Annotated in this window: 19 protein-coding genes; 12 read left to right on the top strand and 7 right to left on the bottom strand. The window is 34.8% G+C overall.

Annotation, left to right across the window (positions count from 1 at the left end):
- Positions 1-2 precede the first annotated feature (2 nt).
- From HS129_07610 to HS129_07555, 12 genes are all read left to right on the top strand, one after another.
- A complete protein-coding gene (locus HS129_07610; GenBank protein MBE7411914.1) occupies positions 3-1,157 on the top strand; it encodes a hypothetical protein in 1,155 nt (384 codons plus the stop codon).
- Positions 1,158-1,160: 3 nt separating this feature from the next.
- The gene (locus HS129_07605; protein MBE7411913.1) at positions 1,161-2,552 is read left to right on the top strand and encodes an MBOAT family protein; all 1,392 of its coding nucleotides are present in this window, start codon (positions 1,161-1,163) and stop codon (positions 2,550-2,552) included.
- Positions 2,553-2,554: 2 nt separating this feature from the next.
- Positions 2,555-3,637 carry a DUF1574 family protein gene (locus tag HS129_07600; GenBank protein MBE7411912.1) on the top strand — a complete coding sequence of 361 codons (1,083 nt, stop codon included), beginning with the start codon at positions 2,555-2,557 and terminating at the stop codon, positions 3,635-3,637.
- Between the two features lie 219 nt (positions 3,638-3,856).
- Positions 3,857-4,888: a heat-inducible transcription repressor HrcA gene (gene hrcA / locus HS129_07595; GenBank protein ID MBE7411911.1), complete on the top strand. Its 1,032-nt coding sequence runs from the start codon at positions 3,857-3,859 to the stop codon at positions 4,886-4,888.
- 9 nt (positions 4,889-4,897) lie between these two features.
- Positions 4,898-5,458, top strand: coding sequence for a nucleotide exchange factor GrpE (grpE, locus tag HS129_07590; protein MBE7411910.1), 561 nt, complete (start codon positions 4,898-4,900; stop codon positions 5,456-5,458).
- A 17-nt stretch (positions 5,459-5,475) separates the two neighbouring features.
- Positions 5,476-7,413 carry a molecular chaperone DnaK gene (dnaK, locus tag HS129_07585; protein ID MBE7411909.1) on the top strand — a complete coding sequence of 646 codons (1,938 nt, stop codon included), beginning with the start codon at positions 5,476-5,478 and terminating at the stop codon, positions 7,411-7,413.
- Between the two features lie 9 nt (positions 7,414-7,422).
- Entirely contained in the window at positions 7,423-8,526 is a 1,104-nt protein-coding gene (dnaJ, locus tag HS129_07580) for a molecular chaperone DnaJ (protein ID MBE7411908.1), read from the top strand.
- 11 nt (positions 8,527-8,537) lie between these two features.
- Positions 8,538-9,500, top strand: a complete 963-nt coding sequence (locus HS129_07575) for a Gfo/Idh/MocA family oxidoreductase (GenBank protein ID MBE7411907.1) — start codon at positions 8,538-8,540, stop codon at positions 9,498-9,500.
- Between the two features lies 1 nt (position 9,501).
- Positions 9,502-10,056 (top strand): YqgE/AlgH family protein, encoded by a 555-nt coding sequence (locus HS129_07570; GenBank protein MBE7411906.1) that lies wholly within the window; start codon positions 9,502-9,504, stop codon positions 10,054-10,056.
- Positions 10,057-10,066: 10 nt separating this feature from the next.
- Complete coding sequence (locus tag HS129_07565) at positions 10,067-10,996, top strand: patatin-like phospholipase family protein (GenBank protein MBE7411905.1); 930 nt, start codon at positions 10,067-10,069, stop codon at positions 10,994-10,996.
- 129 nt (positions 10,997-11,125) lie between these two features.
- Positions 11,126-11,803 carry a PIG-L family deacetylase gene (locus HS129_07560; GenBank protein MBE7411904.1) on the top strand — a complete coding sequence of 226 codons (678 nt, stop codon included), beginning with the start codon at positions 11,126-11,128 and terminating at the stop codon, positions 11,801-11,803.
- Positions 11,804-11,818: 15 nt separating this feature from the next.
- Positions 11,819-13,225 carry a hypothetical protein gene (locus HS129_07555; GenBank protein ID MBE7411903.1) on the top strand — a complete coding sequence of 469 codons (1,407 nt, stop codon included), beginning with the start codon at positions 11,819-11,821 and terminating at the stop codon, positions 13,223-13,225.
- 16 nt (positions 13,226-13,241) lie between these two features.
- On the opposite strand, the gene HS129_07550 is transcribed toward HS129_07555, so the two are convergent.
- From HS129_07550 to HS129_07520, 7 genes are all read right to left on the bottom strand, one after another.
- Complete coding sequence (locus tag HS129_07550; GenBank protein ID MBE7411902.1) at positions 13,242-14,339, bottom strand: GGDEF domain-containing protein; 1,098 nt, start codon at positions 14,337-14,339, stop codon at positions 13,242-13,244.
- Between the two features lie 219 nt (positions 14,340-14,558).
- On the bottom strand, positions 14,559-15,017 hold the full coding sequence (locus HS129_07545; protein ID MBE7411901.1) for a rod-binding protein: 459 nt from the start codon (positions 15,015-15,017) through the stop codon (positions 14,559-14,561).
- Entirely contained in the window at positions 15,014-16,039 is a 1,026-nt protein-coding gene (locus tag HS129_07540) for a flagellar basal body P-ring protein FlgI (GenBank protein MBE7411900.1), read from the bottom strand. Before HS129_07540 ends, HS129_07545 begins: the two co-directional genes overlap by 4 nt.
- Positions 16,036-16,710, bottom strand: a complete 675-nt coding sequence (locus HS129_07535) for a flagellar basal body L-ring protein FlgH (protein MBE7411899.1) — start codon at positions 16,708-16,710, stop codon at positions 16,036-16,038. Before HS129_07535 ends, HS129_07540 begins: the two co-directional genes overlap by 4 nt.
- A gap of 55 nt (positions 16,711-16,765) precedes the next feature.
- Positions 16,766-17,815 (bottom strand): flagellar basal body P-ring formation protein FlgA, encoded by a 1,050-nt coding sequence (flgA, locus tag HS129_07530; protein MBE7411898.1) that lies wholly within the window; start codon positions 17,813-17,815, stop codon positions 16,766-16,768.
- A 1-nt stretch (position 17,816) separates the two neighbouring features.
- Positions 17,817-18,614, bottom strand: a complete 798-nt coding sequence (flgG, locus tag HS129_07525) for a flagellar basal-body rod protein FlgG (protein ID MBE7411897.1) — start codon at positions 18,612-18,614, stop codon at positions 17,817-17,819.
- 68 nt (positions 18,615-18,682) lie between these two features.
- Complete coding sequence (locus HS129_07520; protein ID MBE7411896.1) at positions 18,683-19,816, bottom strand: ATP-binding protein; 1,134 nt, start codon at positions 19,814-19,816, stop codon at positions 18,683-18,685.
- Between the last annotated feature and the right edge of the window lie 36 nt (positions 19,817-19,852).

The following is a 19,852-nucleotide window of genomic DNA, read 5'->3' as shown; positions in this document are numbered from 1 at the left end:
AAATGCTCTTAGTAATTTTTCTTGCTCAAGAAAGAACAGGACTCCAGTGGCCTGAAGTATCCGGCTCTACCGTATTTACAATAATCGCTTCTGTCTCTATTGTAGCTTTGCTGATTTATTTTATCAACTCGGTAAAGGGAAAATTTCAAAAAGGAGATTCTGATTGGGAGCGTATTCATATACACGCTTTGAACAAAGGATTTTCTCAAAAAGAGATCTCAATCTTGCAAGGATTTTACCAAAGGCTAAACATCGTAGAAAAAGAATCTTTCGATTTAGAAAAAAATAAAAAGGGAAGTTACTATTTACTCTACACATTTTTCTTGAATAAAGATCTGATCCCAATAGAAGAAAGAGTGAAGATATTGGGAAGTTTGTTTTTTGAAAGAAAGACAGACTCATTGCCTCATTCTACGCTCGACTTAAAAATAGGGGAAGTCTGCTCTTTGGAAATCTCATCAAAAAAATATTTAACCTTTGTAATAAAAAAAAGTGAAACTGAAATATTGTTAAAAAATCATAAATGGCTAAGCGATGGAAAAGGTTTATCTTTACCTGCAAGTGTGTTTTGTTTTAGAAGTGGCTTTGGAGGGATTGTATTTACAGGACAAGTAGTTTCAGTTTCACCTGAAGGAATACTTTTTCATTATTCAGGCAATATGAGAAGAAAGGGAGGAGAAAAGTCAGCCTCAACTATTGAGCTTTCGATTGAATTAAAAACAAAGTCTTTTGTAAAAAGAGAAAAAGGAAGAGAGGAGGATTCGATTCTCTTGGACGATATTGTAAATAAAAGTTTAGACGAGATTGATGAGATTCTTGGAAATAAACCTTCAAAGGACAAAAAAGAAAAATCCGAATCTAAAAGGATCGAAACTGTAGTAGAAGAAATTTACAAAAAAGCTGTGACTGAAAAAATTTCAGATAAATTCATTCAATTTAGACTCGAAGGCAATATAACGGATGAAATACTCAGGCGTAACGAGGTCTGGGAAGTGAAAATGATATTTCCTACAGGTGTTCTTTTTCAAGCCAAAGGAAACATTGTTCCTGTCCCTAATTCAGACGATATATTTATTTTTAAATACCTCTCCTTAGACGAAAAATCAAGAAAAGAGCTGATATCAGAGGTTCAAAGACTTGGTGCAAATCAGGATTAGCGCTTGCTATTTAACTCATTTGTTTTTTTTGTTTTCTTCTTCTTTCTACACCTAGTTTATTGGAATATTGATTCTAAAAAGAAAAAATATCTTCTAATCTTTTCTTCTATTTTTTTCTACGGGTTTTGGAGTATAAGTTTTCTATTTCATTTTTTGTTTATCGTATGTGTAAATTATTTTTTTTATAGATTCACATATTTAAAACTTACAAAAACAAAATTATTTTTTGGTATTTTGATTAACCTTTTCAATTTAGTAATCTTTAAATATTGGAATTTCTTACACTCGGTATTATTTGATATATTGGGGTTATTAAACTTTATAGGCATAGTAGGATTAGAAAATAAACCCACGACTGAAATTATTTTGCCTCTTGCAATCAGTTTTTATACATTTCAGATTATCGGTTTCCATATTGATAATTATAGAAAAGAAATTTCTGACAAGATTTCTCTGTTGGAATTTTCTACTTTTATTTTGTTTTTTCCTCAATTGGTTGCGGGTCCGATTATGAGGTTTCAGGAATTTATTTCAAGGTTTAGAAAAAAAAAATATATTTCTGAAAAGTCCAACTATGTAGCTTTGTTTTTTATTTTGTCGGGGCTTGTAAAAAAAGTGATAATCGCAGATAGTATAGCGAGTGCAATCGATCCAATTTTTGCAAATCCGGCAGACTACAATTGGAAGAGTTTGGTACTTGGAGTCTATGGTTTTTCGATTCAAATTTATTGCGACTTTGCGGGGTATTCAGATATCGCAAGAGGACTTAGCTTGTCTTTAGGTATAAAAATTCCTGCTAATTTTAAATCTCCCTATTTCTCTTTTTCGTTTAGTGAATTTTGGACAAGGTGGCATATTACTTTATCCAGGTGGTTAAAGGATTACCTTTATATCCCGCTTGGAGGAAATAAGATTTCAAAATATAGAACTCTTTGGAATTTATTTTTTACGATGGTGATCGGAGGAGTCTGGCACGGAGCAAATTATACTTTTTTGATCTGGGGATTTTTACACTCTTTGTATTTAATTTTTGAAAGAATATTTTTCCGTAAAAGGAATTTTTATCCACTATGGGAAAAAATTATTCGAGGAGTCGTAGTATTTCATTTAGTTGCATTGGCTTGGATCTTTTTTCGTTCAGACTCTGTTTCTAAGGCTTTCACGATAACCAAGGGAATTCTATCAAAGAGTCATGGGCTCAATTCCAATATGCCAAACGCTCCTCTTCTCATTCTGCTATTTTTTCTTTTGCACTATTTTGAGTATTCTCCAAAAAGTTTTGGATTTGTTAGAAGAAACTTTCGAGTCTCACTCCCTGTGTTTGGATTTTTGGTCGCTGTAGTAATCGTAACAATTACTTCTAATTCTATGAGTTTTATATATTTCCAGTTTTAATTATGAAAAAATTTCAAATCCAAATATTTATTATTCTTTTTATCATACTAGAGAAACTGATTTTAATTCCTGTTATAAAATACAATATCACTCTGGCAAATAAAAATAACCCGTACATAGAAACTCTCGAAAATTTAGAGAGTCCCTATTTTGAAATGATGAAAAAAACAAATCGAAAAATACTTTGGTCTTTCGGGACTTCGAGGTCGTTTCCATTTTATTTTTTGCCTGTGGATAAGACGAGTGATGTAGATAAATATTTGCTGCCCAAAGAGAAGTTCGAATTAAAAAAGTGGGAGTTCTTTACTTTTTCGGCTCTCGGCTCTAACCCTGCAATCTACTATACTAGATTTTTGCAATTGTTGGAAAGAGGGCTTTTGCCAGAAAAGATAGTATTGGAAGTTTCCCCTTTTTCCTTTAATAAAAACAACCTATATAATAAAACTACCCAAACTGAAGGGATTCCTTTGGACTTGGCGATGAAAAATTTTTTGGATTTTCCTTTGAGCTATACTTCTGAAATTATATACTCAAGAGTTTTTGCAACGGCTCGGTATAAAATTTCAATAAAAAAGATGAAAAATATTTGGGATAAAAAAAATACAGAAATTGATTTAGACTATTTTTTTAAAATCGCTCTCCAAAAAAAAGAAAAAACAAATAAGTTATACTCTGACTTAGACTATGAAGATATAAATTTAGAAAATAAAAAACCTCCAACAGAAGATATCCGTTTTACCAAAATGGTTGATCTAATAGATGAATATTTTTATAAAAACTGGAAGTTAGACGAATCCCAAATATATTTTTTAGAGAAAATTATCGAGAGATCTAAACAAAGAAATATACCTGTCATTTTGTGGAGACCAAAAGTTTACGAAGAAGGAAAAAATTCGTACAAGAAATTTAAAGTTGAAAACGTATTCCAAGAAGAAATGAAAAGAATTTCAAAAAAGTTTTCAATTCCTTATATGGACTTTAATGAATCTAATTTATCAAAATGCAATTATTTTAGAGACGCAAGCCATCTCTCTCCAAGGTGCTATACTGAGCTTGGGTATCAACTGACAAAACTCAGCCAGTGAAAGATTTATGGAATAGGGGTTGAATTTACAATTATGTCTCATAATTAGCAGACTACCGCTTTGTGTGTTATTGTATTTCAATAATTTAGGTAGAAAACAAAAAAATATCATTTTTTTTTAATTAAAATCATAAATTTTAATTTTTTCTTGACTGAAAATCCAAAAAAAATAAACTTTTTCTATGGATTGTCACTCTAACATCAAGAGTGCTAAAGTGCAATGGATATATCGCCAAGACATAGAATGATATTAAAGGCTTTGATTGAGGATTTTGTGTCCGGGAATAAGCCTGTAGGCTCCAAGACTCTTTCTACTAATTATGATTTTGGATTGTCTCCGGCAACTATCCGAAGTGTTTTTCGAGATCTGGAAGGAATGGGCTATATCCATTCTTTACACCATTCCGGGGGCAGGGTGCCAACAGAGTATGGGTATAGGTTTTATGTAGATAGTTTACTCTCATTGTATGAATTAACTGTAAAAGAAAAGCAAAGAATTCAAGAGGAGTATTTAAAAAACCAATTGAAGTTGGATCAGATATTGATCGCAACTTGCAGGGTGCTATCTACTCTTTCCAATACTGCGGCTGTAGTTTTTGCTCCTGAAAAAGAATACGTTACTTTAAAACACATTGAATTGGTTCATGTTACAGGTGAAGAGATTCTTATGATCTTGGTTATGAGGACTGGAACTGTAGTGAATCGGAATCTTTTTGTGAGGAGAAATTTTTCACAGGAGTCACTGTATCGAGTATCTAAATTTTTGAACGATCATTTGAAAGGCTTTGATTTGAACGAGATTAAGTTGAGGGTTCTTTCTGATTTGCAAAAAACGAGTTATGGCCCAAGCGAATTTTATGAGATTGCCGAAATTTTACAAAGAGCCTTTGAGCCGGATCAATCGGATGAAAATCTTTATATAGATGGGTTGAAAAACCTTTGGAATAACTTCAGAGATGACGAGAAGGATACTTTAGAGAATGTTCTATTGTTATTGGATACAAAGGGGACTTTAAAAGAATACTTTGCCCAGTATATAAACACAGATGGAGTGCACACCTATATCGGAGAGAGAGAGGACGAGCAGATGTGTGGGGTTTCTATAGTTGCCTCAAGTTATAGGATGGGTGAAAAAAAAATTGGTTCAATGGGAATCATCGGACCTCAGAGAATGGATTATACTCGGGCTTTACCTCTTGTAGAATTCACTTCTAAATTAGTTTCGGAAATGTTGACTAAGTTAAGTAAGTAAGGAGAAGAAATGTCGGAAAAAGTGGAAGAAAAAATTTCAGGAGAGTTGAACGAAGAAAACACTCAAAATGAAACAACGGCAGAAAATAAAAATTTAGAAGAAGAGTTAAAAAAAGCGAAAATCGAAATTGAATCTTTAATGGATTCTTGGGCAAGAGAAAGAGCTGAATTTCAGAATTTTAAAAGAAGAGCTTCTATGGATTATATCAATAGCAAGAAGGAAGCCATTAAGAATTTTGTAGTCAAGTTACTCACACCTTTGGATGATCTTGAAAGAGTAGGGATGGGCGAAAGTATCGTAGAGGAAGCAAAACCTTTTGTAGAAGGAGTAAACCTCATCAAAAGAGAATTGTTTTCAGTATTGGAGAGAGAAAATATTCGGAAAGTAGAACCAAAGGGAGAGGTTTTTGACCCTATGTGTATGGAAGCAATTGCTTTAGAAGAGTCCGGAGATTTTACAGAAGAAAGAGTTTTGGAAGTCTATCAAAGCGGATATGAAATGACTTTAGAGAATAATGAGAAAGTAACACTAAGGCCTTCACGAGTAAAAGTCGGAAGACCAATAAATTAAAGAATAGGAGAAAAGAAATGGCAAAAGAAAAAATCATCGGTATTGATCTTGGAACAACAAATTCCTGTGTCTCTGTAATGGAGGGAGGAGATGTTGTTGTAATACAAAATGCGGAAGGCTCAAGAACTACCCCGTCTATAGTAGCGTTTACTCAAAAAGGGGAAACTCTTGTAGGACAATTTGCGAAGAATCAAGCGATTACGAATGGTCAAAATACAATTCGTTCTGCAAAAAGATTTATTGGTCGCAGATTCAACGAAGTTTCAGGAGAAGCAAAAAATATTTCTTACAAAGTTGTTCGTGCCGGTAACGATGGAGTAAAATTTGAAACGAGTCAGGGTGAGTTTACCCCTCAAGAGATTTCAGCAAAAATTCTTCAGAAGATGAAAGCTACCGCAGAGGACTACCTGAACACAAAAATTACCAAAGCAGTAATTACAGTTCCAGCGTATTTTAATGACGAGCAAAGACAGGCGACTAAGGATGCGGGCAGGATTGCCGGATTAGAAGTAGAAAGAATTATCAACGAGCCAACCGCAGCAGCATTGGCTTATGGATTTGATAAGAAAAAACAAAATGCAAAGATCGTAGTGTATGACCTTGGAGGTGGAACATTCGATGTGAGTGTTTTGGAACTTGGCGATGGTGTATTCGAGGTGAAGTCAACCAATGGAGACACAAATCTTGGTGGAGATGATTTTGACCAAGTAGTGATTGATTGGCTTGTAGAAGAATTTAAAAAGCAAACGGGTATTGATATTTCTAAAGATAAAAACACCCAGCAGAGATTGAAAGAAGCTGCAGAAAAAGCAAAAATTGAATTGTCTGGAACTCAATCAACTCAAATCAATCTACCGTTTATCACTGCAGATGCAAGTGGACCAAAACATTTAGACATGACTTTGACAAGGGCAAAATTTGAGCAATTGACTAAGCACTTAGTAGATAAGACCCGAATCCCATGCAATAATGCTCTAAAAGATGCTGGTCTTTCTGCAAATGAGATTGATGAAGTAATCTTGGTTGGAGGCTCTACCAGAATTCCAGCCGTACAGGACTTGGTAAAAGAGATTTTCGGGAAGGAGCCGAATAGATCTGTAAATCCGGATGAGGTTGTGGCTATGGGTGCTGCAATTCAAGGTGGGGTATTAGCCGGTGAAGTAACAGATGTGTTGCTACTCGATGTGACTCCACTCTCTCTTGGAATTGAAACTTTAGGTGGGGTTATGACTAAGCTCATCGAAAGAAATACTACGATTCCTACCAAGAAATCTCAAGTGTTTTCTACTGCTGCGGATAGCCAGACTACTGTAAGCGTACACGTTCTTCAAGGTGAAAGGGAAATGGCAAAGGACAATAGAACACTCGGTAGGTTTGATCTTGTAGGGATTAATCCGGCTCCGAGAGGTGTTCCTCAAATAGAAGTGTCTTTTGATATAGATGCAAATGGGATTGTGCACGTATCTGCGAAAGACCTTGGAACAGGAAAAGAGCAGAAAATTAGAATTGAATCTTCTTCGGGACTATCAGAAGAGGAAATTCAGAAAATGGTGAAAGATGCTGAAGCCCACGCACAAGAAGACAAAGAAGCAAGGGCAGTCGCAGAAGCTAAAAACGAAACTGAAACTCTTACCTATTCTCTTGAAAAAGCAGTTGCAGAGGCAGGGGACAAGATCACTGCATCGGATAAGCAATTAGCCGAAGACGAGATTAAAAGAGCTAGGGAAGCGATTGCAAGCGGGAACTTAGATAGAATCAATTCTGCAAAAGATTCTATTACTAAAATTTCTACTGAGATTAGCGGCAAGATTTACGGCGGTCAAACTCCTGGAGGGGATCCCGGGTTTCAAGGGTCTGCCGGACCAACAGGTGGAAACACTTCCGATTCTGCAAATGCTAATGGGGAAAAGGTAGTGGACGCTGATTACACTGTGGTGGATGAAGATAAAAAATAGAAAAAAACTATGAGTGAAAAAAGCTACTACGAGATTCTGGGGGTATCCCAAACAGCAACTGACGATGAGATAAAAAAGGCTTATCGTCAGTTAGCCATTCAATACCACCCCGATAAAAATAAAGGCAATAAAGAAGCAGAAGAAAAATTTAAAGAAGCCACAGAGGCTTATGAGGTTCTTCGGGATGCTCAGAAAAGAAAGGCTTACGATCAGTTTGGAAAAGCTGGAGTGGGTGCCGGTGGAGCAGGATTTGGCCAGGGGGCATATACCGATTTTTCTGATATTTTTGGCGGCTTTGAAGATATATTCGGTGATTTTTTTGGCGGGGGCGGGCGAGGTAGCAGAAAATCAGGGCCCAGAAGAGGGAGCGATCTTAGGTACAATTTAGAGATTACCTTGGAGGATGCAGCACTCGGGAAGGAATTTAAAATTGAGATTCCGCGTGCTGAAACCTGTACAGATTGCAAGGGCACGGGGGCGGCCAAAGGGTCTAGCCCAATCACTTGCTCTGAATGTGGTGGAGCAGGTCAAGTCAGAAAAACGCAAGGATTTTTCTCTGTAGCTACTACTTGCGGGAAATGTGGTGGGAGCGGAACTACAATTTCTAATCCTTGCAAGACTTGTCGTGGAAATGGTCTTATTGAAAAGAAAAGAACAATCAACATCAAAATTCCACCTGGAGTTGAGTCCGGCAGTAGGTTGAAAGTTTCAGGAGAAGGTGAAGCAGGACCCAAAGGGGGACCGTCCGGAGATCTTTATGTCGTAACTCATATCAAAAAACATTCTGTATTTGAAAGAGAAGGAAACGATATTATCATAGAAAAGAAAATACCGTTGACAATGGCTTGTCTTGGCGGAGAAATTGAAGTACCGACTATAGAAGGTAAGACAGTGATGATGAAAATTCCAGAGGGAACAGAATCGGGTCAGGTGTTTCGATTGAAAGGAAACGGGATTCCTTATCTAGGCGGTTATGGTAAGGGTGATGAGCATGTAGTTGTGAGAATTGAAATTCCAAAAAAGCTAACCAAAAAACAGAGAGAGCTTTTAGAAGAGTTTGCAAGAGAATCCGGAAATAACGGTAGTTCTCTAAAAAGTAAAATATTTAAGTAAAAGAGCGGAATATGTCCAAAAAAGTAAGAGTAGGTGTAATCGGTGTAGGTCACATGGGACAGTACCATGTGAATGTTGCAAAACAATTAGTAGATGCAGAGTTAGTAGGGGTTTACGATAAAGACCCGGAAAGAAGTAAAATGATTTCGGAAAAGTATAGTACTTCTAATTATTCTACACCCGATGAAATTATTGAAAAGTCAGATGCTGTTGTTATTGCAGCACCTACTTTTTTGCACTATGAAATATCCAAAAAAGCCCTAACTGCAAAAAAACATGTTTTGGTTGAGAAGCCTGTCGCTGAAACTGTAGAAGAAGCCAAAGAATTGGTAGATTTGTCCAAGAAAAATAATCTCATATTTCAAGTGGGGCACGTAGAAAGATACAATGGTGCCATATTGGAGCTTGGAAAAATTGTAAACTCACCTATCTTTATAGAGTCTCGGAGACTTGCTCCATACAATTCCAGAATCAAAGATGTGGGTGTAGTTCTCGATATGATGATTCACGATATTGACATTGTACTCAATTTGGTAAAATCAAAAGTGATTCAACTGTACGCATCTGGTTCGAAAATTGTATCCGATCACGAAGATATTGCTTCTGTGATTATAAAGTTTGAAAATGGTTGTGTAGCAAATATCAATGCTTCAAGGTGTACTCAAGCTAAAATTCGTACTTTAAACATTACTCAAAAAGAAAACTATGTTCGTTTGAATTTTACAGATCAAGAGATTGAGCTACACAGGCAGGCGACTTCAAATATTTTACTTGGTGTAGGTGAGATAAAATACAAACAGGAATCTATTGTAGAAAAAATTTTCGTACACAAGGACAACCCATTAAAACAAGAGCATGAGCACTTTATTAACTGCATTAATGGCAAAGCAACTCCAAACGTAGAAGGGGAAACCGATATTAAGACTTTGGAAATTGCACATAGGATCTTATCGGAGATTTCATCTAAGAAATAAAATGAGCATGTATCCTTCGGTAAAAGGTAAGATACTGATTTCTAATTCCAGTGTTGTAACCGACGATTTTCATAAGACAGTTGTTTTTATGGTGGAGCACGATGCGTCAGGCGCGTTTGGACTTGTAGTAAATAAAAGGTCTAATTACCTTTTGAGAGATGTTGTTTTAGGTCTTCCTTCTCATACAAAAACTGAAGCCCCCATGTATTTTGGAGGTCCTGTCGATCCGAGTTTTATTTCTATACTTCATAATAATAATAAGTTGGAAAATAGTGGGCTTGAAGTTATCCCTGGAGTATTTCTATCAAGAAGTTTTGATCTCTTACTCACACTAATCGAAAATGGTTCCAAGTTTCATATCTTCCACGGATATTCCGGTTGGGGAGCTTTGCAGTTAGAAAGTGAGTTTGAAAGAAAATCATGGGCGACTCACGATGCGAATCCTGAAATTATTTTTTCGGAAGAGCCGGAAATAGTTTGGCGTGAAGCGCTTAGGAGTATGGGAGGAATTTACAAATATTTTGCAGAGAATACAAAAGACCCTATGTTGAATTAACCACAAAATAATGAAGCCGGTACAATTTTTAAAGACAGGCTATCGTAAAATTTTGGGTCAACCGCGTCTTGCTCTTGCATTTGCGGGAGGAGGGTGTAAGGCATTGTACGCTCTTGGAGTTGGTTACACACTAAGGCAATGGGGACTGAAGTTCCATGAGATGAGTGGGGTGAGCGCAGGGGCTGCGTTTATACTTACAATACTTTCCGAAGAAGAGGAGGAGGCTTTAGAATATTTTGAAGAGTTAGTAAAGAGAAATCCTAAAAATATGTATTTTTTAAATTTGCTAAAAGGAAAAAGACCCTTCCCGCATGAAAATATGTATAGGCGTGCAATTCGTAATTCTTTGAATTTGGACAAGATAAAAAAAAGTGGTACGAAAATTTTCATCCTCTCGATTCGAGCTTTTCCGCGTATGGAGAAATATCAAAATTATTACAGAAAGGCAAGACTGATTCCACAAACTGCAAGAGCGATTATTCTTGATGAAAAAGATAAAGAAAGAGGAATCCCGTGCAACCGTGTAGAAAGAATTGTTCACAGGTGGAATTTAACTGAAGTGATATTCACCGAAAAAGATTTTATATACCCTGAGATGGTTGAGCAAATTATTATGAATTCATCCTCGGTTCCGCCTGTCGTATCTTTTCAAAGAATTTCGAATGAATACTATATTGATGGTGGGGTTACAAACAATCTACTTCTTGAAAAATTTTCACCGGGAATTAAAAAGATTGCAGTTCATTATGATGACGTTACTATTGTAGATAAGGATAAGAAACTATTAAGTGAAACTTTTTTGATTCAACCTAAAGGCGGGAAGTTACCTATCACTACTTTTGATTATACAAATGCAAAGAAAGCAAGAGCGACTTATGAATTGGGGAAGGAAGATGCAGAGAAACTTAAAACTAAAATTTATGACTATTTGTATTCATGACGCTACTGCAAAAACCCCTTTCAGGGCTTTTTACAACGCTAGAAAATGGCACTTTTATTGGCTTTTTGAACAATTGCTTTTTCAAAAAACGACTTTTTGCAGGTACGCCATTCATAAAGAGATGTATTTATGAAAATACTTTGCGTTGGGTCTCACCCTGACGATGTAGAGCTTTCTATGGGTGGGACGATTCTTAGGATGCTGAAAAATCGTCACGAAGTCACTATTTTGGATTTGTCGAATGGAGAGCCTACTCCATTTGGGAGCATTGAAACGAGAAAGAAAGAAAGCAGGAAAGCGTCAGATTTACTGGGTGTTAAAAGAATAGAGTTGGATTTTCCGAATCGATTTATTTTAGATACTGTGGAAGGACGAAAAAAAATTGCAGAAATTTTTAGGGAAGTTCGACCTGAAATAATTTTTACACACTATGAATTTGACTCTCATCCAGATCACACAGAATGCTGCAAATTGGTTGAAGCTTCAAAATTCTACTCTAAACTTTCGAAGTCAGATATTTCGGGTGAGCCTTTTTTTCCAAAAAAGATTTTATACTATTTTCCCAATCATATAAAATTAAACATACATCCGTCTTTTTTAGTGGATATAGGAGACTTTTTAGATAAGAAAAAAGAAATTATGGAGTGCTACGAGTCTCAGTTTATCAAAAATGGAAATGGACGTGTAATAGATGAGTTTATTTTATTAAACCGTTATTTCGGGCTTAGAATCGGTAAACTGGCAGCAGAGCCTTTTTTTTCCAGAGAGTCCTTAGATATCACCGAATTGTCAATTTTGTTTTCTTGAGCTTGCAACTAACGTATGGATGAGTTAAAAGAAGTAAAGATAGGAAAATCTTTTTCAGAAATTAAAGAGATTTCATTGAAACATTTCAATAGTAGAGAAAATGAAATTCCCGAAGGCTTTTCAAAAGAAGGATATTTTGATTTACGAAAAAGTTTTTTTAAAAGTATATCGGAGTATATAGGCGAGGATGTATCGAATAAACCCTTAATCATGACAGGGCATCAACCTGAATTTCATCACCCGGGTATATTATGGAAAGATTTTTTGACTTGTAAAATTGCATCAGATATCGGTGGGGTAGCTATCCACCTTTCTGTAGATACAGATGAGTTTGAGATTGGATTCAATTATCCCGAATTTGAGTCTTCTGGAGATGCACAGAAGAAGCACTTATTGATTTCTTCTGAAAATTACGGTATATACAAAAATTCCAATCTTGCAATAGAAGACAAAGAAAAATTACGAAAGAGTGTTCAAATTGCCAAAAAGAGTTCCGAAAAATTTTTAACGAAGAATTCCTTATTGCAGACAATTTCCTGTCTCACTGAAATAGAAAAAAAATTAGACTCTTTTGAAGAAATATCAACAGTCCTTGAGAACCAAAGAATTGCATTTTTAAAAAATATGGGAGTAAGAATTCATTCTATTCCAGTGAGTTTTTTAATTACTCTGCCTGCATTTAAAATCTTTTCTAAGAAAATTCAAGAAAATCTTAGTTTTTTTATTAAAATATTCAATCAAAGTTTGCATGAATACCGATTTTTACACAAGATTAAAAATCCAGCTCAACCCCTCCCTGAAATAAAAGAGGGAGATATGCCTTTTTGGGTTTTAGACGAGAAAACCGGGAAAAGAATTCATGTACCAGAAAGTTATAGTGGCGAAGAACTCATACCGAGAGCGATCACTCTTACTATGTTTATCCGAATTTTTTTGGCAGATTTTTTTATTCATGGGACTGGAGGAGGACGTTATGAGGCAATATCGGATAACGTACTTTTACAGTTCTTTCAAAGAGGATTTTGTGATTATACAATTTCAACTGCAACAATGAATTTAACACCTGTAGATAGGTTTTCGCTTAGCTTCCCCGATGAAAAAACAATTGAAAATTCAATTAGAGATTTAAAACATTCCCCTGAAAAATTTCTATCTCATGAAGACCCATTAGTCATGGAGAAAAAATCTTTGTTCGCAAAATTTCAAGACCCTACTTGCAATAAAAAAGAAATTCATACTCGGTTAGTGCAATTGAACGAAAAAATGTCCGCACTTTTGACAGAAGAAAAAAAATATTGGGAAAAAGAAAAACTTTCTATATTTAGAAATGGTCGCATTGCTGAAATTTTTCAGTCCAGAGACTTCCCTTATTTTTATTACAATATTTCTGAGCTTCAAAAGTTCGCAAAAAATTTATCTTGAAAATTTAATTCTGGTTTTAATAATACACTACTCGATTTCTTCCCAATTTTTTTGCACGGTAGAGTTTTTGATCTACCTTGGATAACAAGTCTGCTACACTTTCGTTATGGTATTGTTGTACTCCAATGGAAAGAGTAGTTGGGCTACCATCCGGCAAAAGAAGCTTTTTTTGGACGTTGGCTCTTAATTTTTCAGATACCAGTAAGGCTTCGTTTAATTTTGTCATTGGAAGGATAACTAAAAATTCTTCTCCTCCAAACCTACTGGAAACATCGTTGATTCTAAGAAATTGAATCAGTATCTCAGAAAATTCAACGAGTATTCGATCTCCTTCAGCGTGTCCCCACGAGTCATTAATTTTTTTGAAAAAGTCAATGTCTATCAGTAGAATTGAAAATGAGTGCTTGTATCTGTTAAAATTTTGAATTTCTTCTTTCAATCTCGCCATTTGATATCTTCTATTGTACAGACCCGTTAAGTGGTCTTTTAGAGATAATTCTTGCAAGACTAAATTTTGCTCTTTTAGTTCTTTTCTTTCTTTTTCATAATTTTTCATTACCAAAGATATGATTAAAAAAATGGCTATACCGGAAACTCCTTGCCCGGTCAGTAAATCAAAAAATCTTTCTTTGGAATTATTATACGGAATTACGAGATCCGGTTGGTTGTATTCTATGATTAGAATCGCTAAAAGATTTACTAAACTCAAAACAGAAATATAGAAACGTGTTTTTCCTCTTGAAAGTATAATTATGCAAATTAAGTGTATTATAAGATAGGTAGTGATAGAGCCTTGACTTCCACCATTTGTAAACCAAAGCAAGTCTCCAAAGAAAAGTAAAACAATCAGAAATAAAAATATGAATTGCTTTCCTTTAGAAAAAGAAATATAAGCAAGCACAAATAAAAATATTCCGGTAGCAATATTTATAGCTTGAACAATCCATGAGAATTTCAGAAAATAATTGGATGGACCGATCAAAAATACAAGTACGAATCCACCGTATAAGGTTGTAAGGTTGAAAATTCTTTTTTCAAGTGGAAAATCTCTATTTCTTTTTCCTCCTTGAAACACAAATGTGTTTAGTCGATTGATAAATTGGTTTTGGTTCATTTATCGAGTTTTCATAATTTATTTTTGTCTAAAACTACAGGGTAAGAATCATCCCTTTCTATTTTATGGGAATCTGTATAGTTTGCATAGTCAAGTATTTATTGAGTTTACTATTTGAAAAAAATAACAGTTATCTATATATTTAAAAAACTTCAAGTAGCCAAGATGGTATTTTTTTTAACTCTTGTGCTCAATTGCAATAGTCTAAATTTAAGAGAACTATCGATCCGGTAAATTTTTGGATAAGGTAGTATAGATTTCTTCTGCAAGTCCCAAAGATTCATTTTTTGAAATATTTTTAGCGTATTCATCGTATAGCATGTCTTCAAAAATTTCTTCTGCATACCCTCCGTGGATTAGGTTTGTTTTTTCAACAGATTTTTTCATCTCTTTTAGCATCATTTTTACGAATATGGATTCAAATTCTACACTTGCATCGTAGAGCTTTTTTCTGTAAGGGTCTGAAGAAATTTCGGATTTAATATTATTGGGCAGTTTTACAGAAGAAGAGGGGAGCTTCCCTTCAATTGTCTTATTTATTTCTTCTCGAAGAATTTCCTGAAATTTAGAATTGCTAAGAGTGTCAGAACTAGGTTTTTTAGATTCCAACCTTTTAATATTTTCAACTTCCTTTCTATCCATTAAATTCAGTCTATTTGTATAGTCGCTAATATTCATTGTATAATAACCTCTGCGTGTAACGCCCCTGCTTTTTTTAAACCGTCTAAAATAGAAATTATATCTTTTGTGGATGCACCGATTTTGTTTAGTGCGTCTACTATATCGGACACTCTTGGAGACTCTTCTATTAGTAATACTTTTTGTTCCGTCTCTTTCGACTTGTCTTCTTTTTTCTTTCCAGTTACGAATAGAGATAAGCCTTGCTTGGAAATCGCTACCTCATCAATTGCTACATTTGCCCCCATTACGATTGTGCCTGTTCTTTCGTTGATTACTACTCTTGCTTTTGACTCAGGGTTTAAAGTTAGGTTTTCTAAATTTGCTAAAAATTCTACAGGTTTTACGTTAGGCGGAACACTTACTTCAATCTCTGTAGGAGAGAGGGAAACCGGTTTAGAAGATAATTTTTCTTCTAAAAGTTTTGTCAAAGTATTTAAGGTAGAGAAATCTTGGTCTTCCAATACTATTTTAAATTTACCGGATTCGAGGAAGTTTCCTTGAATTTCTCTTTCTACTATGGCTCCTCTGTGTATTAGACCTGTAGTACGATTTTCTTTTTTACCATAGCCTTGACTTCTATCTTCTTTTCCACCGAAAGATATTACCCCGCTTGCCACTGCGATCACTTCTCCATTTGCAGATTTCAGAGGGGATTGAACAAGGACTCCACCTTCTAAACTTTTTGCATCTCCTATAGAAGAGACCGTTACATCGAGCCTATCCCCATTTTTTGAATAGGATGGAATTTTTGTAGTTATGATTACGGATGCGATATTACGAGTTTGGAATGAGGAAGAAGAGCTTAGTCCTAAGTTCTTTAAAAAGTTTTTCATACTTTCACTTGTTAATGCGCTTTTGGTATCCCCTGTACCAGAAAGACCTACTACAATCCCGTAACCTGTGATTTGGTTTTCTCTTATTCCTTCGATCCTTGCAATATCTTTTAGCCTAATCTCAACAGCGAATAATGTTGAGACTTGAAAAATAAAAGAAAAAATAAAGCTGAGTCGAAAAATCATTCGCTTTCTCCAAGCATTTTTTTCAAATTTTTTAAAATGATTTCTTGTTTTTCGTTTTCCGATAGCTCTGCCTTTACGCTTACACTTCCGTCTGGATTTTTAGTTTCTTTTAGTCTTACGTCTGGGCTAGTAAGAATTTCTTCGGATATACTTCCCTGAAACTCCATTTTCAAGTTGGCTATTAAATCACTCGAAATTATTTTATCTTCTTTTAAATCTTTTGGAGAGGCGATCCCTGTGAGCCTTAGCACATTTTTTTCTTTATCAATATAGGTTTCTTTAGTACCTGCAATAATTAAATTTCCAGTATTTGGATCTATCTCTGTCACAAGAACCGAAAGAGAGCCAAGAATTTTTCCGGAAGATTTTGATTTACCGTTCTTTTTTTTTGCTAGGCTTCTATCTGAATTGAATGGAGTTAGGTCCGATACAATTTTTTTGTCTGGAATAGATTTAATTGTATGAGACTCATCCTTTTTTCCTTCAAACTCATATTCTGATTTTAAACCGTCTTTTAAAACTACTTTAATCACAGATCCGACTTTGATTTTTTGTCCTGATGAATACGGGTCAGTATCTATCCAAAGAGATTGGGAAAATAAACTAAAAGAAAAATAGAGTAAACTAAAAAAAAAGTATTTTAAAAAAAATGAAAGCATTGTTTTCCGCATAAATAAAGATTTATCGATTAGTCTTTCTAATCTTGTTTTGATTTTAGAATTTTTCTTACTCAATTATTACGCTTCCCCTATCTGCAACCCTAGCAGTCAATATTGAATGGTTGGAATGCCCATTCACTTGAACTAAGTCACCTAAGTTTCCTGAAGTTCTTGCCCTTGATTTTCCTTTTACTACAAGGTTGCCTTTAGTGAATACAATAGTTACCTCAGAGCCTTTCTCCACTAAAAAAGAATTTCTGATTTCTTTTTTCCGAATTGGTTTATTTTCTTCGATTTCTCCAAGAACAGTGAATCCGGTTACGTCTTCTGAAAAAAGATCCTTGTTGTCTTCTTCGCTGTAAAAGGAGCGAATTTCAAAGTCATTTTTACTTAGAATTTTTCCTTTGCTGATTTTTCTTTTTGAAACTACTGCGGTTATTTTTTTCTCTAATAAAAAATTTAGTCTTACTGTATGGATTTTTTCGTTTTGAAAATATATGTCTAGTGGAAAAATTCTTCTACCAGAAATTAGGTTTTTAGGAAAATTTGCCCATCGAAATTCAACCCCTGATTCAGGTAGATTAATTTTTTTTCCATTATAGGTGATTTTCAATTCACTTTTTTCTATCCCCGATTTAGAAGAAATTTCGCTCAGTAAAGATTCTTCTAATTCAGATTTTGTAAATTCTTTGGTGAAAGGAATTAGGATGCTATTTTTTCCAAAAACTTTTTCTGATATATTGTTACTAACCAATATTTTTTCAAGTTCATTGATACTTAAAATTTTCGGGCTAATTAAATTACTAAAAATTTTAATATTCCAAGTTTTTTCATGAAAATTAGAAATATCTTTCAACCAAACTTCGTTTGAATTCAGTAAGACCCTCGGCTTTAAAAAAATTCCTTCTTTCGCAAAATCTTCAGAGCTTAAGGGAACAGTAAAAGTTAAAGCGAATAACGTAAGGTAACTTGAATACAAGCGATAGCGATTGGATCGACCGTAAGGGTTGGAGACTTTGCATGGCAAAGCGGACAATCGAAATGATAGCGTAGTCGTGAAAAAAACGGCAAGCACCTCTACCATTTTAGAATATATCTTTCTAATTAAAAATACCATTTTATCTCTTTAGAGATATTGCAGTCGAAAGCATATTGTCCGAGGTCTGGATTGCCTTAGAGTTTGACTCGTAAGCTCTTTGAGCTACAATCATATTCACCATTTCTTCTACGATTTTGACGTTACTCATTTCTAAGAAGCCTTGCAAAATATTTCCCATTCCCTCCATACCGGGGGTACCGGGAATTTCTGGGCCAGAGGCAACAGTTTCTCTAAATAGATTTTTACCGATTGCTTGAAGTCCTGCCGGGTTTACAAATCTATAAAGCTCAATTTGTCCTATCACGGTTGGTCGAATATCACTTCCAATTTTTACGGTTACCTCTCCACCCTCTGCAATCGAAAGAGTATTTAAAATTGCATTTTCCGGTAAAACGATTGGAGGCTCAAATAAATAACCGTTAGACGTAACCACTTGCTGGTTAGAGTCTATTTTGAAAGAGCCGTCTCTTGTGTAAGAAAATGTACCGTCCGGCATTTGTATTTTAAAAAAACCCATTTCTCCTGTAATCGCCATGTCCAATTTATTTCCTGTAGCTTGGAATGAGCCTATTTCAAATAATTTTTGAGAGGCAGCTGCCCTAACCCCATGACCTACGTTTACGCCTGTAGGGATTTCACTTACTGCGGTAGCAGGAGTTCCCGCAAGCACTTGATGTTGATAAACCAAGTCTTCAAAGTCAGCACGATTTTTTTTAAAACCTGTAGTATTTACGTTTGCCAAGTTATTGGAGATTGTGTCGATATGAAATTGTTGGGCTATCATTCCTGTAGCAGCTGTCCAAAGTGAGCGCATCATAGTTATTCCCTCTACTTAGCTCTATCGGTAGTTTTGAAAAAAAGGATTATGTAGTAAACTAGGTTTTTTTAGAAAAACTTCATAGTTTTAAGCCATTTAGCCACATAACGTATTTCACATCCATCAGGGAAAGTTTTTTCTCTATCTAAATTTTTAACTAGTTGAATCTTTTTTGCTTGAGGAAAGTATCTAGAAAAAGCACGAAAATTTGGTGATAGATTCGTTTCTGATAATTTCACTTCTATTAGGGTTGTAATTTTTTTATCAATTTCTATTAGGAAGTCAATTTCTTTTTTTTCTTTGGAGCGAAGGTAGTATAGATTGGTACTTGTCCCTTTTACATCCTCCATATAATGTAATTCTTTTAAAATAGCGCAAGCTACAACGTTTTCTAACTTCACTCCTTCATCTCCGCTTACTTGTCCAGTATCAAAAAAGTAGTATTTTGGCTCTTTTAATAAAGCTCGGGCAATATTCTTGTGGTATGGCTTTATTTTAAAAATAACGTAAAGATTTTCTAAAATTTGAAGCCAGTGTTTTATCGTTTTAGAGCTGTATTGCAAATCTTCGGACAGTGAGGTATAAGAAATAGATGACCCGACTCTTTCCCTCATTAACTCAATCAAGGTTTCTATTGAAGAAATATCTCTGACTTTCTCTAAGTCGAGTAAGTCTTGCCTGATGATTATATCTTGGTGTGTTTTTTTCCATCGCCTGTAATATTCTATTTTTCCGTTCAAATAGGGCTCAGGGAATCCACCGACTGTAAGTAATTTTTCTAAAATCTTATTTTCATCTTTTTCATTAGAAAATTTATAGAGTTCTTTAATATCTAAAGGGTGGAGACGATAGGCGAAATACCTTCCGGCTAAGGAATCTCCTGATTTCCTGTATGTATCCAATCTTGCACTTCCTGTTACAAGTATTCCGGGGTTTATTCCCTCTGTGTCATAAATGCCTTTTAAAAAAGATTTCCAGTTTTTCATTTTATGAATTTCATCGAATATAATTATTTTATTTTTTCTATCCCAAGATTTTTCTAATAGTATCTTACGGTGTTCTTTTAAATCATAATTGATGTATTCAGATGTTAAGGAGAGATTTTTTGAAAGTGTTGTCTTGCCAGATTGACGGGGTCCAGATAAAATTACAAATTTTGAAGATAAATCTTTTTGAATAAACTCACTGATATATCGTTTCATAATTAGACTTCCTACTATTCTGGAGTCTTCTTCAAT

The sequence above is a fragment of the Leptospiraceae bacterium genome (genome assembly GCA_015075105.1).
Lineage (GTDB): Bacteria > Spirochaetota > Leptospiria > Leptospirales > Leptospiraceae > JABWCC01.
Note: the sequence above shows the minus strand (reverse complement) of the source record. Positions and strands in the feature narration are given on the sequence as shown.

Coding starts and splice junctions, on each gene's coding strand:
- grpE (MBE7411910.1), top strand. CDS start 4,898: ATGTCGGAAAAAGTGGAAGAAAAAATTTCAGGAGAGTTGAACGAAGAA.
- HS129_07575 (MBE7411907.1), top strand. CDS start 8,538: ATGTCCAAAAAAGTAAGAGTAGGTGTAATCGGTGTAGGTCACATGGGA.
- flgA (MBE7411898.1), bottom strand. CDS start 17,815: ATGGTATTTTTAATTAGAAAGATATATTCTAAAATGGTAGAGGTGCTT.
- HS129_07535 (MBE7411899.1), bottom strand. CDS start 16,710: ATGCGGAAAACAATGCTTTCATTTTTTTTAAAATACTTTTTTTTTAGT.
- HS129_07610 (MBE7411914.1), top strand. CDS start 3: ATGCTCTTAGTAATTTTTCTTGCTCAAGAAAGAACAGGACTCCAGTGG.
- HS129_07540 (MBE7411900.1), bottom strand. CDS start 16,039: ATGATTTTTCGACTCAGCTTTATTTTTTCTTTTATTTTTCAAGTCTCA.
- HS129_07520 (MBE7411896.1), bottom strand. CDS start 19,816: ATGAAACGATATATCAGTGAGTTTATTCAAAAAGATTTATCTTCAAAA.
- HS129_07600 (MBE7411912.1), top strand. CDS start 2,555: ATGAAAAAATTTCAAATCCAAATATTTATTATTCTTTTTATCATACTA.
- HS129_07555 (MBE7411903.1), top strand. CDS start 11,819: ATGGATGAGTTAAAAGAAGTAAAGATAGGAAAATCTTTTTCAGAAATT.
- HS129_07560 (MBE7411904.1), top strand. CDS start 11,126: ATGAAAATACTTTGCGTTGGGTCTCACCCTGACGATGTAGAGCTTTCT.
- HS129_07570 (MBE7411906.1), top strand. CDS start 9,502: ATGAGCATGTATCCTTCGGTAAAAGGTAAGATACTGATTTCTAATTCC.
- HS129_07550 (MBE7411902.1), bottom strand. CDS start 14,339: ATGAACCAAAACCAATTTATCAATCGACTAAACACATTTGTGTTTCAA.
- HS129_07565 (MBE7411905.1), top strand. CDS start 10,067: ATGAAGCCGGTACAATTTTTAAAGACAGGCTATCGTAAAATTTTGGGT.
- dnaK (MBE7411909.1), top strand. CDS start 5,476: ATGGCAAAAGAAAAAATCATCGGTATTGATCTTGGAACAACAAATTCC.
- hrcA (MBE7411911.1), top strand. CDS start 3,857: ATGGATATATCGCCAAGACATAGAATGATATTAAAGGCTTTGATTGAG.
- HS129_07545 (MBE7411901.1), bottom strand. CDS start 15,017: ATGAATATTAGCGACTATACAAATAGACTGAATTTAATGGATAGAAAG.
- flgG (MBE7411897.1), bottom strand. CDS start 18,614: ATGATGCGCTCACTTTGGACAGCTGCTACAGGAATGATAGCCCAACAA.
- dnaJ (MBE7411908.1), top strand. CDS start 7,423: ATGAGTGAAAAAAGCTACTACGAGATTCTGGGGGTATCCCAAACAGCA.